The sequence below is a fragment of the Stenotrophomonas sp. Steno-C18 genome (assembly GCF_056393195.1).
The window spans coordinates 956456-970683 of sequence record NZ_JBWJOX010000001.1 but is presented as its reverse complement, the minus strand read 5'-3'; the positions used below and the strand labels follow the sequence as shown (position 1 = coordinate 970683).

Genomic DNA, 14228 nt, shown 5'->3' with positions numbered 1-14228 from the left:
CCATGTCTGTTTTGATTAACAAGAACACCAAGGTGATCGTGCAGGGCTTCACCGGCCAGCAGGGCACCTTCCACGCCACCCAGATGATCGAGTACGGCACCCAGGTCGTCGGCGGCGTCACCCCGGGCAAGGGCGGCACCACCCACATCGACCTGCCGGTGTTCAACACCGTGGCCGATGCCGTGCAGGCCACCGGCGCTGACGCGTCGGTCATCTACGTCCCGCCGCCGTTCGCTGCCGACGCCATCCTGGAAGCCGCTGCTGCCGGCATCAAGGTCATCGTCTGCATCACCGAGGGCATCCCGGTGCTGGACATGCTGCGCGTGGACAACGTGCTGAAGGGCTCGCACCCGGATACCGTGCTGATCGGGCCGAACTGCCCGGGCGTCATCACCCCGGGTGAGTGCAAGATCGGCATCATGCCGGGCCACATCCACAAGCCGGGCAAGATCGGCATCGTGTCGCGTTCGGGCACCCTGACCTATGAAGCGGTCAAGCAGACCACCGAAGTCGGCCTGGGCCAGTCCACCTGCATCGGCATCGGTGGTGACCCGATCAACGGCCTGAACTTCGTCGACTGCCTGAAGCTGTTCAACGAAGACCCGCAGACCGAAGGCATCATCATGGTCGGCGAAATCGGCGGCGACGCCGAAGAAGCCGGTGCGGAATACATCAAGGCCCACGTGAAGAAGCCGGTCGTCGGCTTCATCGCCGGCGCCTCGGCGCCGGCCGGCAAGCGCATGGGCCATGCCGGTGCGATCGCCTCGGGCGGCAAGGGCACTGCGGAAGGCAAGTTCGCCGCAATGGAAGCGGCTGGCGTCGTCACCGTGCGTTCGCCGGGCGACCTGGGCGCTGCCATCGCCAAGCTGGTCAAGTAAGCGCTGACCGCCGGTGATGTGTCGAGAAGGCCGCCCCTTGGGGCGGCCTTTTCTTTTGTGCCGAGCTTGAAGAGCTGCCCTCACCCCTACCCCTCTCCCGCGGGCGGGAGAGGGGAGAGCCAAGGCGAAGGCCGATGCCGAAGCCAGAGCCAAAGCCAAAGCCAAAGCCAAAGCCAAAGCCAAAGCCAAAGCCAGAGCCAAAGCCAAAGCCAGAGCCAAAGCCAAAGCCAAAGCCAAAGCCAGAGCCAAAGCCAGAGCCAAAGCCAAAGCCAAAGCCAGAGCCAAGGCCAGAGCCAAGGCCGGAGCCAAGGCCGGAGCCAAGGCCGTGCGCTCCTGCGGTTGCTTTCCCCTCTCCCGCCTGCGGGAGAGGGGAGAGCCAAGGCGAAGGCCGATGCCGAAGCCAGAGCCAAAGCCAAAGCCAAAGCCAGAGCCAAAGCCAAAGCCAAAGCCAGAGCCAAAGCCAGAGCCAAAGCCAAAGCCAAAGCCAAAGCCAAAGCCAAAGCCAAAGCCAAAGCCAGAGCCAGAGCCAGAGCCAAGGCCAGAGCCAAGGCCGGAGCCAAGGCCGGAGCCAAGGCCGGAGCCAAGGCCGTGCGCTCCTGCGGTTGCTTTCCCCTCTCCCGCCTGCGGGAGAGGGGTAGGGGTGAGGGCAGCTTTCCGAGCCTTATCCGTCCATATGCCTGATTTTCCCCGCCGTCCCCGCGCGGGACCTTCCTCCTTCCGATGGAAGGAGCGAAGGACATGCGAAAAGGTGCCAAGACCGGCTGCGCCAGGGCCTTGCGGCAACGGATGACCGACGCCGAGCAACGACTCTGGTACCACCTGCGTGCCGATCGCCTGGCCGGCTTCAAGTTTCGTCGCCAGCATCCCATCGGCCCCTACGTGGTCGACTTCGCCTGCCTGGCGCGGCGGCTGGTCATTGAACTGGATGGCGGACAGCATGCCGGTGATCCCAGCGATCCGGCACGTGAAGCCTTCCTGAGGGGGCACGGCTACCGCGTGCTGCGGTTCTGGAATAATGAAGCCCTGAGCAACACCGCCGCGGTCTGCGAGAGCATCCTGCAGGCGTTGTCGATCGAACCAAGCCCCCGCAGGGTGCGGGGCCAAGCAGAAGGTTGTTGATATGTCCCAATCGCTACGCATCGCCCTGGCCCAGTTCGACTTCCCGGTCGGCGACGTGGCCGGCAATACCGGCCGCATCATCGAGCTGATGCACGAGGCGCGTGACGAATACGGCGCGGACGTGGTGCTGTTCCCCGAGTTGGCGGTCAGCGGCTATCCGCCGGAAGACCTGCTGCTGCGCCCCGGCTTCCTGGATGACTGCGAGCAGGCCATCGCCCGCATCGCCACCGAGGCGACCGGCATCGTGGCGGTGGTCGGTTGGCCGCAGAGCGCCGGCGCAGTGGTCTACAACGCGGCCAGCGTGCTGCGCGATGGTGCCGTGGAGACCACCTACCGCAAGCGTGAGCTGCCCAACTACGCGGTGTTCGATGAGCGTCGCTACTTCGATGTCGATCCGGATGGCGGCAACTGCGTGGTGCAGGTCAACGGCGTGCAGGTCGGCCTGGTGATCTGCGAGGACCTGTGGTTCCCCGAGCCGCTGGCCGGCACGGTGGCCGCCGGTGCCCAGCTGGTGCTGGTGCCCAATGCCTCGCCGTACGAGCGCGGCAAGCATGCCCAGCGCGATGCGCTGCTGGCCGAGCGCTGTGCGGCATCGGGCGTGGGCATTGCCTACCTCAATACCATTGGTGGCCAGGACGCGGTGGTGTTCGACGGCGCCTCGGTGGTCGCCGACGGTGACGGCACGGTGCACCCGGCGGCGGTGGCGTTCGCCGAGGAAATGCTGGTGGTCGAGTACAACGTCCAGGCGCGCAGCTTCATGCCGTTGCGCTGGATCGACGACGGCGATGAAAGCATGGATGCGCTGGCGTGGCGGGCGGTGACGCGTGGCATCCAGGACTACTGCCGCAAGAATGGCTTCGGCAAGGTGTGGCTGGGCCTGTCCGGCGGCATCGACTCGGCGCTGGTGCTGGCGATGGCAGTGGACGCGCTGGGCGCGGACAACGTCACCGCGGTCAGCCTGCCGTCGCGCTACACGGCCGATCTGTCCAATGACCTGGCGGTGGAGCAGTGCCGTGCGCTGGGCGTGAAGCTGGAGACGGTGCCGATCGAGCCGGCATTCCAGGGGTTGATGCAGTCGCTGTCGGCGATGTTCGAAGGGCAGGCAGCCGATGTCACCGAGGAGAACCTGCAGTCGCGCAGCCGTGGCGTGATCCTGATGGCGCTGTCCAACAAGTTTGGCGGCCTGCTGCTGACCACCGGCAACAAGAGCGAGTACGCGGTGGGCTACGCCACCATCTACGGCGACATGTGCGGTGGCTACGCGCCGCTGAAGGACCTGTACAAGACCGAGGTCTACGGCCTGTCCAAGTGGCGCAACACCGTCGGCGGTGCGCCGGTGATCCCCCCGGCGGTCATCGCCCGCGCGCCCTCGGCCGAACTGCGCGAGAACCAGACCGACCAGGATTCGTTGCCGGCCTATGACGTGCTGGACGGCATCCTGTACCGCTACATCGACCAGGAACAGTCGCGCCAGGACATCATCGCCGCCGGGTATGCGCCCGAGGTGGTGGAGCGGGTGCTCAGGCTGGTGCGCATCAGCGAATGGAAGCGGCACCAGGCCGCGCCGGGGCCGAAGGTGTCGCGACGTGCCTTTGGTCGTGAGCGGCGCTACCCGATCACCAACGGGTATCGCGGCTGAGGCAAGGTGTTGCACGAACAGTAAAGGGGCCGAAAGGCCCCTTTGCTGTTTCCGTGGAGACGGAAATGCCGACGCGTGTCGATGTGTGTCGACTTCGTGGGCGTTGGATGTCGCCCGCCGTGGGGCGTGCCGGTCGGTGCGATCTCGCGTCAAACCGTTGGCATCCTGGATTGGCACCCTAGGCCCACAAGAAAACATCAAGTCATCTCTCTCCTTTGCCACCGCCCCGCGCGGTGGCGAATTTTTTTTGCGTCATCTGAAGGTGCGCCTGGCCTGCCGGGGAGGCATGGCGAAGCGTGTCAGTGATGACGCGGGACGACGGGCCGTGTCGGGTGATGGCCGGTCGGCGCACTGCATGACACGAAGCTGGCACGGCACTGCCATCAATTGAAAAACAGCAGCGATATCGGATCGTTAATTTTCCGTCAGGCCGGTGCAATGACGCTGTCATGCACGGGCCGATCAAAACGGTTCTGAGCGATCAGGACGTGTCCTTCTTCATCTGGAACACGTAAATAATGAATATCAAGACAAACTCCGGTCTTCGCCGTGGTGCGCTGGTTGTCGCCATTGGCTTGTCCCTCAGCGGTACGGTCGCGGCGCAGGAGGCAGACAGCAGCAGTACGAATGCGACCACCCTGGATCGCATCGAGATCACCGGCTCGCGCATCAAGCGTGCAGATGTGGAAGGTGCATTGCCGGTAACCGTGATCGGCCGCCAGGACATCGAGGTGAGCGGCAGGGCAACGGTGGCCGACATCCTGCAGAACTCCAGCTTCAATTCCTTCGGCTCCTTCGTGCCCAGTTCCGGTAGCTCCGCCCAGTCGTTCGCCGGCCTGAGCCTGCGCGGCCTGGGCGAAGGCCGCACGCTGATCCTGATCGATGGCCGGCGTGCCGCGGTGTCGCCGCTGACCGGCGAAGGCCAGGACCTGAGCTCGATCCCGGCCGCGGCAGTGGAGCGCATCGAGATCCTGACCGATGGCGCCTCGGCCATCTACGGTGCCGACGCGATCGGCGGCGTGGTCAATGTCATCACCCGCAAGAACTATGAAGGCTTCCAGGTCAGCGCAGGCGCGACCGACAACAAATACGGTGGCGATGCATCCGAGGCCTCGGTGCTGTTCGGCGCGGCGGGCGAGCGTGGCTCGGTGATGGGCGGCATTTCCTACACCGACCAGAAGATCAGCTATGTATCCGACTACCCGTGGTCGGACACGGTCGCCGGTTCGTCGTACTCGAACAACTACCTCAACGTGCTGACCGATGCCAATGGCAACCGGGTTGCCGGCTCGAACCTCTATACCAACGGCAGCAGCGTGGTGCCGGGCGGCTGCTCGGGCACCAACTTCTACGAGAGCACCAGCAGCACCGGCCGCACCAGCTGCCTGTACAACTATGTCGGCGACATGGCCGACACCGCCAGCATCAAGAACAAGAACCTGTTCCTGCGCTCGGAGTACGCGCTCAGCGATGCCTGGACCATCAACGCCGACATCTACGTGAACCGCAAGAACAGCACCAGCGTCTACGCGCCGGTGCCCGAAAGCATCTTCGTCAGCGCCGACAGCCCGAACAACACCACCGGGCAGGATGCCTACATCAAGCACCGCTTTGCCGCCTTGGACAAACGCTATACCTACACCGACGAGAACAGCTACGACGTCAACCTGAGCCTGCATGGCCAGCTGACCGACAGCACCAGCGTCGACTTCGGCGTGCGCAGCAATGAGGCGCGCGCGACCGTGACCGGCTACAACTACGTCAACATCCCGGTGGCCGAGCAGTACTTCGAAAGCGGCCAATACAACGCCTTCGACCCGTACGCCAACTCCCAGGAGGTGCTCGATGCCATCAGCACCACGATCGGCCGCAACACCTTCTACAAGCAGAAGGAGTTCAACGCGCAGTTGACCACCGACCTGTTCACGCTGCCGGGTGGCGTTTCCTCGCTGGCGGTGGGCGGTGAGTACAGCAAGCATGACTATGCGGACATCTATGACCAGCAGTCGGCGGCCGGCAACGTGGGCGGTTCGTCCGGCAATTCGGCATGGGGCGAGCGCAACCTGACCTCGGGCTTCGCCGAGTGGAGCCTGCCGATCTTCGACAACTTCTCGGCAGACCTGGCCGTTCGCTACGACCACTACTCCGACTTCGGTGATTCCACCTCGCCGAAGCTGTCGCTGCGCTTCCAGCCGCTGCACAACCTGACCTTCCGCACCTCGTATGGCAAGGGCTTCCGCGCGCCGACGCTGCAGGCGCTGAACCAGCAGGATGCGTTCTCGGCCGACTCGGTGACCGACGAGGCCACGGCACTGGCCTACGGCCTGGCCGCGTCCAGTTCGATCCAGATCAACGGCTACCACGTGGCCAATCCGGACCTGAAGGCCGAGACCTCCAAGCAGTTCAGCTTCGGCGTGGTGTACGACCCGTTCTCGTGGGCCAACATCACGCTGGATTACTGGAACACCGAGATCAAGAACCAGATCAAGTGGTACTCCGCGCAGACGGTGATCAACCGCACCGCCCTTGGCCAGTACCTGCCGGACAACCTGTCGGTCGTGCGCAACAGCGACGGTTCGATCCAGGCGGTGTATGCCGGCTATGGCAATGAAGGGTTGGTCAAGACCGACGGCATCGACCTGAACATCCGCACCCAGTTCGACCTGGACGACTGGGGCAGGCTGACCTCGACCCTGCAGGGTTCCTGGACCCACAGCTACAAGGTCGACAGCCGCTACGGCTCGGACGAGTACGTCGGCACCAGCGGTTACCCGGAGTGGCGTGCCAACCTCAACACCCGCTGGGAGCGCGGCGACTGGAGCGTGGCGTGGACCATGAACATGATCGGCTATGAGCCGGGCTACTACGTCGACTACTACGAAGGTGACTACAGCTGCTCGGAGTTGAAGAGCGAGGGCTACGTGAAGCGCTGCAGCGGCGCTTACATCACCCATGACCTGCAGCTCAACTACCAGGCCCCGTGGAATGCAACGATCTCGCTGGGTGCCCGCAACCTGACCAACAAGGCGCCGGTGTACGACGTGGCGTACTCGCCGACCAACTTCAACAACTATCTGTACAACGGCTACGGCCGCCAGCTGTACGTGCGTTACACGCAGAACTTCTGAGGTCCGCGCGACTGAGGGTGCAATATGGGCGGTCCCGGTGACGGGGCCGCCTTTTTTGTCGACCGGAACATCCAGGGCGGTGCGTGGCCGAAGCCGTGTTCGCCAGTGCCGGAGCAGGGGTTGTTGCGGGACGGGCTGGGATTGCCTCCCCGCCTGCGCTGCGAGGAGATGGGGGAATCGCCGGGGCTGCTACGGCTTGCGGCATGGAATCTGCCCAGGTCACGTACATCCCGGGCATCGCGTCATCCGGGCCTCGGCAGGGCAGGGGCGTCGTTGGCCCCCAACGGGAAAGGGGCCCGAAGGCCCCTTTCCATATTCGCATGCGCTGGCTGCTTACTTGCGTCGGCTCATCGTCGCATTGCTCTGGCCGGTGGCCACCGACTTCTCGCCGGCGAACGGGTTGAGCTTGCGGATCATCCACGGGTACTTCGGCCAGTCGCCGGTCAGCCACGGGTGGTCGGGCTGGTTCAGCTCCAGCACGCGGCGGGCGTCGTCGGCCAGGGTCTTGTTGCCGATGTGGGTGTAAGACTCGCCCAGCACCGCCACGGCGTCGTACTGGAAGGCGCTCTGCGGGTAGGTTTCCAGCAGGTAGTTGGCGCGGCCGGCGGCCGAGACCCAGGCGCCGCGGCGGGCGTAGTACAGGGCATTGTCCAGCTCGTGCTGGGCGAACACGTCGCGCAGCTCGATCATGCGCTGGCGCGCATCGGCCGCGTAGCGGCTGTTCGGGTAGCGCTCGGTGACGATGGTGAAGTCGGCGTAGGCCTGGCGCGGGGTGGACAGGTCACGGCGGCTCGGGTCCAGCGACCACACGCGGCGCAGGAACACCGTGTCGCGGTTGCCGTTGGCCAGGCCGCGCAGGTAGTACAGGTAGGCGATGTTGCGGTGGGTCGGGTAGGTGCGGATGAAGCGGTCGATGCTCGACACGGCGTCATCGTTCTTGCCGGCCTTGTACTGGGCATAGGCGCTTTCGATCATCGCCTGCTCGGTGTACGGGCCGTACGGGTACTGGGCGATCAGGCGCTTGAAGCTGGTTTCGGCGCCGGACCAGTTGCCGCCTTCCATCAGCTTGTGGCTCTTTTCGTAGAGCTGCTCGACAGGCGCGCCTTCATCGGCGTCCTTTTTCTTGTCGCCGCGGTGGCAGCCGGTGGCGACGAAAACCAGGACCAGCAGCAGGGCGGTGAGGCGGACGGGCGCGGACAGCAAAGAGCGTCGGATCATGGGTCAGGGCGGGACGCGGCAGGAATACGAGGTGTCGATGATAGCCTAGTGGCCTGTCCTGCGAATGACTGTTGCTGTCAGGACCCCCGATTTCGTCTTTCAGTTGGCCTTTGACATGTCCGAGAACACCTCCCCGACCCAGCGCCAGGCGCTGGTGCCCGATACCGCCGCCGGCCGCCGCTTCGACGCCGTGGTGGCCGAGCTTTTCCCCGAATTCTCCCGTTCCCGCCTGACCGAGTGGATCAAGACCGGTGCGGTGCTGATGGACGGGGAGCCGGCCCGGCCCCGCGACCCGGTCCGGGGCGGGGAGTCGGTTTCCCTGAATGCGGTGCTCGACACCGAGGTCAACGCGCAGCCGGAGGACATCCCGCTGTCGATCCTGTACGAGGACGAGCATGTCTACGTGATCGACAAGCCGGCCGGGCTGGTGGTCCACCCGGGCGCCGGCAACCCGACCGGCACCCTGGTCAACGCGCTGCTGTTCCGTGACCCGGAGATCGCCAAGGTGCCGCGTGCCGGCGTGGTCCACCGCCTGGACAAGGACACCAGCGGCATCATGATGGTGGCCCGTACCGTGCAGGCGCAGACCGCGCTGGTGGAGCAACTGTCCGCCCGTGAGGTCCACCGCCAGTACCTCGCCGTGGTGGTCGGGGCGCTGGTCGCCGGCGGCACCGTGGACGCGGCGATCGACCGCCACCCGCGCGACCGCCTGCGCATGGGCGTGCGCGAGGACGGCAAGGACGCGGTCACCCATTACCGCCTGCGCGAGCGCTTCCGCGGCCATACCGCGCTGGAGTGCCGCCTGGAGACCGGCCGCACCCACCAGATCCGCGTGCACATGGCGCACATCAAGCACGCCATCGTCGGTGACCCGCTGTACGGCGGGTCGCTGAAGCTGCCCAAGGGCGCCAGCGACGAACTGGTCGCCCAGCTGCGCGGGTTCAAGCGCCAGGCCCTGCACGCCGAAACGCTGGAGTTCCAGCACCCGATCACCGGCGAGACGATCAGCAACACCGCCCCGGTGCCGGCGGACCTGCTGGCGCTGATGAAGGCGCTGCGCGAGGACTCCAAGGCCTTCGCCGAACGCGAGCGGGACCGCTGGTGATGAACGACGCGCTGCCTGCCCTGGCCGCCGACTGGCCGGCCCCGGCCGGGGTGCATGCCTTCACCACCCGGCGCCACGGCGCGGGGGGCTCGCAGCCGCCGTTCGACCACTTCAACCTGGGCAACCGCAGCGCCGCCGAGGGCGACGACCCGGCCCAGGTGCAGTGCAACCGTGACCAGTTGCAGCAACTGGCGGGTCTGCCCTCGGCGCCGCACTGGCTGCGGCAGGTGCACGGCACCGGCGTGCTGCGTTTCCAGGCGCCGCCGCAGGCACAGGGCATTGATGCCGAACCGGTGGCCGATGCGGCGGTGACCTCGGTCCCCGGCGTGGTGCTGGCGATCCTGACCGCCGACTGCCTGCCGGTGGTGTTTGCGGCGCGGGCCGGGGGCGAAGTGGCCGCTGCGCATGCGGGGTGGCGCGGGTTGGCCGACGGCATGCTGGAGAACACCCTGGCGGCGATGCGGACCCCGGCCAGCGCGGTCATCGCCTGGTTGGGGCCGGCCGCCGGGCCGGCCCATTACGAGATCGGGGCGGATGTGCGCGAGGCCTTCCTCGCCCATTCGGCCGCGGCCGAAGCGGCGTTCACGCCGACCCGTCCCGGGCATTGGCGGGTGGACCTGTACGCACTGGCACGCCAGCGGCTGCAGGCCGCGGGCATGGACCCGGCCGATATCCATGGCGGTGACCAGTGCACCATCGCCGACCCGCAACGCTGGTTCTCGCACCGGCGCGACCGCCGCAGCGGCCGCATCGCCACCCTGGTGTGGATGGACCCATGAGCAGGCCGCTGTTCGAGCAGGTTCTTGGCCCTGGGTTCGGACAGCTGCCCCCGCAGGTACGCGCGCTGCATTCGGTGCGCGGCCGGCAATGCTGGAGCGGGCAAGGCGAGGTGCTGCGCGGCACCCATTGGCTGGTGGCGCCCTGCGCCTGGCTGGCGCGCCTTCCGCCCAGTGCCAGCGTGCCGGTCAGCGTGGAGTTCGTGGTGGATGCGGCCGGGGAACGCTGGAACCGGCGGTTCGGGCCCGCCCGGATGGAATCGCGCCTGTGGCAACAGGGTGGTGGGCTGTTCGAGCAGCTGGGGGCGGTGCGGTTCCGCTTCGGCCTGCGCGAGGAGGAGGGCCAGATCCTGTGGCGGGCCGAGCGCGCCTGGGCCTTTGGCCTGTTGCCCCTGCCCACCCGCTGGTTCGGCCAGGTGTACTGCCGTGAACGCGAGCGACACGGGCGTTATGAGTTCCTGGTGGATGTCTCGATGCCGCTGATCGGGCGGTTGATCCGCTACGAAGGCTGGTTGCTGCCGGAGGACGGGGCGGCATGAGCGGCGAGGCGCCGGTGATCGTGTTCGACGGGGTGTGCGCGCTGTGCAGCCGCTGGGTGCGCTTCCTGCTGCGCTTCGACCGCCGGGGGCGTTACCGCTTCGCGGCGATGCAGGGGGTGCAGGGCCGTGCGCTGTTGCTGGCGCACGGGCTGGACCCGGATGACCCGCTGTCGTTCCTGCTGGTGGAGGACGGCGTGGCCTACACGGATACCGATGCGATCGTGCGCGTGGTCAGCGGCCTTGGCGGCGTGTGGAAGCTCGCGGGGATCGCGCGCTGGCTGCCCCGATCCTTGCGGGACCGTGCCTACCGGTGGTTGGCGCGCAACCGTTACCGCTGGTTCGGGCGGCATGACAGCTGTTACCTGCCGACGCCGCAGCAGCGGGCGCGGTTCCTGGATTGAGGCCGGGGATGCGGTGGCTGATGCCAGCGTTTTGCCCGCACGGCCCCTCACCCCAACCCCTCTCCCGCATGCGGGAGAGGGGCTAACTCATGACGAACCGACGCAATCCGAGCCCCTCTCCCGCGTGCGGGAGAGGGGTTAACTCATGACGAACCGACGCAATCCGAGCCCCTCTCCCGCGTGCGGGAGAGGGGTTAACTCATGACGAACCGACGCAATCCGAGCCCCTCTCCCGCATGCGGGAGAGGGGTTGGAGTGAAGGCGGTGTTTCCAGTGCCTGCAGGTAGTCGCGGCGCCAGCGATTGATGTCGTACTCACGCAGGTGCTGCATCATCAGCTGCCAACGCTCGATGCGTTCGGCCAATGGCATGTTGGCGGCGGCGGCGATCGCATCGGCCACGCCGTCCAGGTCATGCGGGTTGACCAGCAGTGCCTGCTTGAGCTCGTCCGCCGCGCCCGCCAGCAGTGACAGCACCAGCACGCCGGGATTCTCCGGGTTCTGCGATGCCACGTACTCCTTGGCCACCAGGTTCATGCCGTCGCGCAGGGGGGTCACCAATCCCACCGCGGCCTCGCGGTAGAAGCCGGTCAGCGTGCTGTGCGCGTAGTTCTGGTTGACGTAGCGCAGGGGGGTCCAGTCGGCTTCGGCGTGGCTGCCATTGATGTGGCCGGCCAGGCGCTCCAGGTCGGTGCGCAGCTTGCGGTACTCGGTGACGCTGCCGCGCGAGACCGGTGCGATCTGCAGGAAAGTCATCGAGCCCTTCTGTTGCGGGTAGCGGTCCAGGTAGTGCTCGAAGCCATGGAAGCGCTCGGGCAACCCCTTGGAGTAGTCCAGGCGGTCCACGCCGATGGCCAGCTTGCGGAACTGCAGGCTGCGGCGCAGGGCGCGCACCGCGTTGTTGCGGGTTGCGCCGTGCGCCTGTCGCGCGATGTGGGCGGTATCGATGCCGATCGGGAATGCCGAGGTGCGGATGCGTCGGCCGTCCGGTGCCTGGATCCATTCGCTGTCCACCAGCGTGCCGCCGCCGAACAGGCGCGCATAGGACTGGAAGCGGTCGACGTCGCGGCGGGTCTGGAAGCCCAGCAGGTCGTAGGCGTACAGCGTGGAGAACAGGTTGCGGTGGTCGGGCAGGGCCTGGATCAGGTCCGCCGAGGGCACCGGCACGTGCAGGAAGAAGCCGATGCGGCAACCGATGCCGCGTTCGCGCAGCATCGCCGCCAACGGGATCAGGTGGTAGTCATGGATCCACACGGTGTCGTCCTCGCGCAGCAGTGGCGCGAGCCTGTCGGCGAACAGGGCGTTGACCTTCCAGTAGCCTTCGCGCTTGCGGCGGTCGTAGTCCACCAGGTCCAGGCGGAAGTGCAGCAGCGGCCACAGGGCGCGGTTGGAGAAGCCGTTGTAGTAGTTGTCCAGGTCGGGTCTGGACAGGTCCATCGTCACGAAGCGGATGTTGCCCTCGCCCTGCTCGCGCAGGGTGCCGCTGTCCTCGTTGACGCTGCGCCCGCTCCAGCCGAACCACATGCCGCCGCGTTCCTTCAACGCGGCCAGCAGGCCGACGGCCAGCCCGCCGGCACGGGATTCGCCGGGCATCGCCACCCGGTTGGACACCACCACCAGACGGCTCACGACGCGTCCTGCCACGGTCGCGACAGGCGCATGGCGGCGGTGATCAGGCCAACGTGCGAATACGTCTGCGGGAAGTTGCCCCATTGCTCGCCGTCGTCGAAGGCCAGGTCCTCGGACAGCAGGCCGACGTGATTGCGGCGCGCCAGCACGCTTTCGAACAGGTCGCGTGCCTCGGCCACGCGGCCGATCGCGGCCAGTGCGTCGATGTACCAGAACGTGCAGATGGTGAAACTGGTCTCCGGTGCACCGAAGTCATCCGGGGCGATGTAGCGGTACAGCGCGTTGCCATGGCGCAGCTCGCGGCCGATGGCCTCGACGGTGGCGACGTAGCGCGGGTCCAGGGCATCGATGAAGCCGATGTCGGCCAACAGCAACAGCGAGGCATCCAGGTGCTGGCCGTCCAAGGCATCGGTGAAATGTCCAAGGCGCGCGTTCCAGCCACGTTCGATGACGCGCTGGTGGATCGCATCGGCGCGCTGGCGCCAGAGCAGGGCGCGTTCGGGCAACTGCACGCGCGAGGCGATCTTGGCCAGGCGGTCGCAGGCGGCCCAGCACATCGCCGAGGTGTAGGTGTGCACCGAGGTCCTGCCACGGAACTCCCACAGCCCGGCGTCGGGGACGTCGTGCAGGGCATAGGCGCGCTCGCCGAGCGGTTCCAGGCGGGCAAAGGTGTCCGCATCGCCGGGGGCTTCCAGGCGCTGGTCGAAGAACAGCTGGGTGGAGGCCAGGACCACCGAGCCATACACGTCGTGCTGTTTCTGCACCCAGGCCAGGTTGCCGCGGCGCACCGGCCCCATGCCGCGGTAGCCGGCCAGCGAGTGCACCTCGCTCTCGTCGAGCTTCTCTTCCATGCCGATGCCGTACAACGGCTGCAGGCTGCCGTCGCTGGTGGCCAGGTTGAAGATGTAGTGCAGGAAGCCCTCCATCGTGCGGGTGGCACCCAGCCGGTTGAGCGCGCGCACCACGAAGGCGGCATCGCGCAGCCAGCAGTAGCGGTAGTCCCAGTTGCGCGCGCTGCCGGGCGCCTCCGGGATCGAGGTGGTCATGGCCGCGATGATCGCGCCGCTGTCCTCGTACTGGCACAGTTTCAGGGTGATGGCGCTGCGGATCACCGCGTCCTGCCATTCCAGCGGGACGGAGAGGTAGCGCACCCATTCACGCCAGTACTCGGCCGTGCGCTGGAAGGCATCCTGCGCGTAACCGGCCAGGCTGCGCTGCAGGGTTTCATCCACGCCCAGCACCAGGTCCACCGGCTGGGTCAGCGCGAACGCGGTGCCTTCGCGGATGAAGCGCACCGGCACATCGGTGGTCAGGCGCAGGGTGAAACCGGGCAACAACCAGCGCAGGTGGTTGCTGCCCCAGGTGGATTCGGGCGTGCGTGCGCCCCAATCGGCCAAGGGACGCGCCCGGATGCGGATGCGCGGGCTGCCGGACAGCGGGCGGATGCGCCGGATCACGCTGGGGGGGCGGTACAGGCGACCATGGCGTTTCCAGCGTGGCGCGAAGTCGATCACCTCGATCGCCCCTCCCTGGGTGTCACGCAACACCGTGCGCAGGATGGCGGTGTTGGTGAAGTAGTGTTGTTCGCTGTCGGCGAAGTCTTCCAGCTCCACCGCGAAGTCGCCGCCGTCGTGGTCGCGCGGGCTGAGCAGCGCACAGAACGCGGGGTCGCCGTCGAAGGCGGGCAGGCAGCTCCAGACGATGCGCGCCCGCTTGTCGATCAGCGCGCCAAAACTTCCGTTGCCAATGACGGCCAGGTCCAGATCGGCCCGTTGCATGACTTGCTCCTGTTGTGGAT

10 protein-coding genes and 1 pseudogene are annotated in these 14228 nt (G+C 66.7%); 8 read left to right on the top strand and 3 right to left on the bottom strand.

The features are described 5' to 3' along the window. Positions 1-2 precede the first annotated feature (2 nt). From sucD to AC06FE_RS04495, 4 genes are all read left to right on the top strand, one after another. Positions 3-878, top strand: a complete 876-nt coding sequence (gene sucD / locus AC06FE_RS04510) for a succinate--CoA ligase subunit alpha (protein WP_132865374.1) — start codon at positions 3-5, stop codon at positions 876-878. Positions 879-1616: 738 nt separating this feature from the next. Next, on the top strand, positions 1617-1997 hold the full coding sequence (locus tag AC06FE_RS04505; RefSeq protein ID WP_446540130.1) for an endonuclease domain-containing protein: 381 nt from the start codon (positions 1617-1619) through the stop codon (positions 1995-1997). A 1-nt stretch (position 1998) separates the two neighbouring features. Further along, positions 1999-3636 (top strand): NAD+ synthase, encoded by a 1638-nt coding sequence (locus tag AC06FE_RS04500; protein ID WP_478072342.1) that lies wholly within the window; start codon positions 1999-2001, stop codon positions 3634-3636. Positions 3637-4154: 518 nt separating this feature from the next. After that, positions 4155-6764 (top strand): TonB-dependent receptor plug domain-containing protein, encoded by a 2610-nt coding sequence (locus AC06FE_RS04495; RefSeq protein WP_478072341.1) that lies wholly within the window; start codon positions 4155-4157, stop codon positions 6762-6764. Positions 6765-7097: 333 nt separating this feature from the next. Here the strand turns inward: AC06FE_RS04495 and AC06FE_RS04490 are convergent, their stop codons facing one another. Next, positions 7098-7982 (bottom strand): outer membrane protein assembly factor BamD, encoded by an 885-nt coding sequence (locus AC06FE_RS04490; RefSeq protein ID WP_132865370.1) that lies wholly within the window; start codon positions 7980-7982, stop codon positions 7098-7100. A 115-nt stretch (positions 7983-8097) separates the two neighbouring features. Here AC06FE_RS04490 and rluD point away from each other — a divergent pair, with 115 nt between their 5' ends. From rluD to AC06FE_RS04470, 4 genes are read left to right on the top strand one after another with little or no spacing between them, the layout of a single operon-like run. Continuing rightward, on the top strand, positions 8098-9087 hold the full coding sequence (rluD, locus tag AC06FE_RS04485) for a 23S rRNA pseudouridine(1911/1915/1917) synthase RluD (protein ID WP_446540132.1): 990 nt from the start codon (positions 8098-8100) through the stop codon (positions 9085-9087). Then, complete coding sequence (gene pgeF, locus AC06FE_RS04480) at positions 9087-9866, top strand: peptidoglycan editing factor PgeF (protein WP_313251889.1); 780 nt, start codon at positions 9087-9089, stop codon at positions 9864-9866. The genes rluD and pgeF overlap by 1 nt, the downstream gene beginning before the upstream one ends. Continuing rightward, positions 9863-10402 carry a DUF4166 domain-containing protein gene (locus AC06FE_RS04475; protein WP_446540133.1) on the top strand — a complete coding sequence of 180 codons (540 nt, stop codon included), beginning with the start codon at positions 9863-9865 and terminating at the stop codon, positions 10400-10402. Before pgeF ends, AC06FE_RS04475 begins: the two co-directional genes overlap by 4 nt. Then, on the top strand, positions 10399-10803 hold the full coding sequence (locus AC06FE_RS04470; RefSeq protein ID WP_478072340.1) for a thiol-disulfide oxidoreductase DCC family protein: 405 nt from the start codon (positions 10399-10401) through the stop codon (positions 10801-10803). Before AC06FE_RS04475 ends, AC06FE_RS04470 begins: the two co-directional genes overlap by 4 nt. A gap of 271 nt (positions 10804-11074) precedes the next feature. Here AC06FE_RS04470 and otsA read toward each other — a convergent pair. Beyond that, positions 11075-12430: pseudogene (otsA, locus tag AC06FE_RS04465) on the bottom strand (alpha,alpha-trehalose-phosphate synthase (UDP-forming)); the annotation flags it as partial. Beyond that, the gene (locus AC06FE_RS04460; protein WP_478072339.1) at positions 12427-14208 is read right to left on the bottom strand and encodes a glycoside hydrolase family 15 protein; all 1782 of its coding nucleotides are present in this window, start codon (positions 14206-14208) and stop codon (positions 12427-12429) included. The pseudogene otsA and the gene AC06FE_RS04460, both read right to left, overlap by 4 nt. Between the last annotated feature and the right edge of the window lie 20 nt (positions 14209-14228).

Excerpts from the sequence above, each read along its gene's own strand:
- AC06FE_RS04490 (WP_132865370.1), bottom strand. The coding sequence starts at position 7,982 with ATGATCCGACGCTCTTTGCTGTCCGCGCCCGTCCGCCTCACCGCCCTG.
- AC06FE_RS04460 (WP_478072339.1), bottom strand. The coding sequence starts at position 14,208 with ATGCAACGGGCCGATCTGGACCTGGCCGTCATTGGCAACGGAAGTTTT.
- pgeF (WP_313251889.1), top strand. The coding sequence starts at position 9,087 with ATGAACGACGCGCTGCCTGCCCTGGCCGCCGACTGGCCGGCCCCGGCC.
- AC06FE_RS04495 (WP_478072341.1), top strand. The coding sequence starts at position 4,155 with ATGAATATCAAGACAAACTCCGGTCTTCGCCGTGGTGCGCTGGTTGTC.
- rluD (WP_446540132.1), top strand. The coding sequence starts at position 8,098 with ATGTCCGAGAACACCTCCCCGACCCAGCGCCAGGCGCTGGTGCCCGAT.
- AC06FE_RS04505 (WP_446540130.1), top strand. The coding sequence starts at position 1,617 with ATGCGAAAAGGTGCCAAGACCGGCTGCGCCAGGGCCTTGCGGCAACGG.
- AC06FE_RS04470 (WP_478072340.1), top strand. The coding sequence starts at position 10,399 with ATGAGCGGCGAGGCGCCGGTGATCGTGTTCGACGGGGTGTGCGCGCTG.
- sucD (WP_132865374.1), top strand. The coding sequence starts at position 3 with ATGTCTGTTTTGATTAACAAGAACACCAAGGTGATCGTGCAGGGCTTC.
- AC06FE_RS04475 (WP_446540133.1), top strand. The coding sequence starts at position 9,863 with ATGAGCAGGCCGCTGTTCGAGCAGGTTCTTGGCCCTGGGTTCGGACAG.
- AC06FE_RS04500 (WP_478072342.1), top strand. The coding sequence starts at position 1,999 with ATGTCCCAATCGCTACGCATCGCCCTGGCCCAGTTCGACTTCCCGGTC.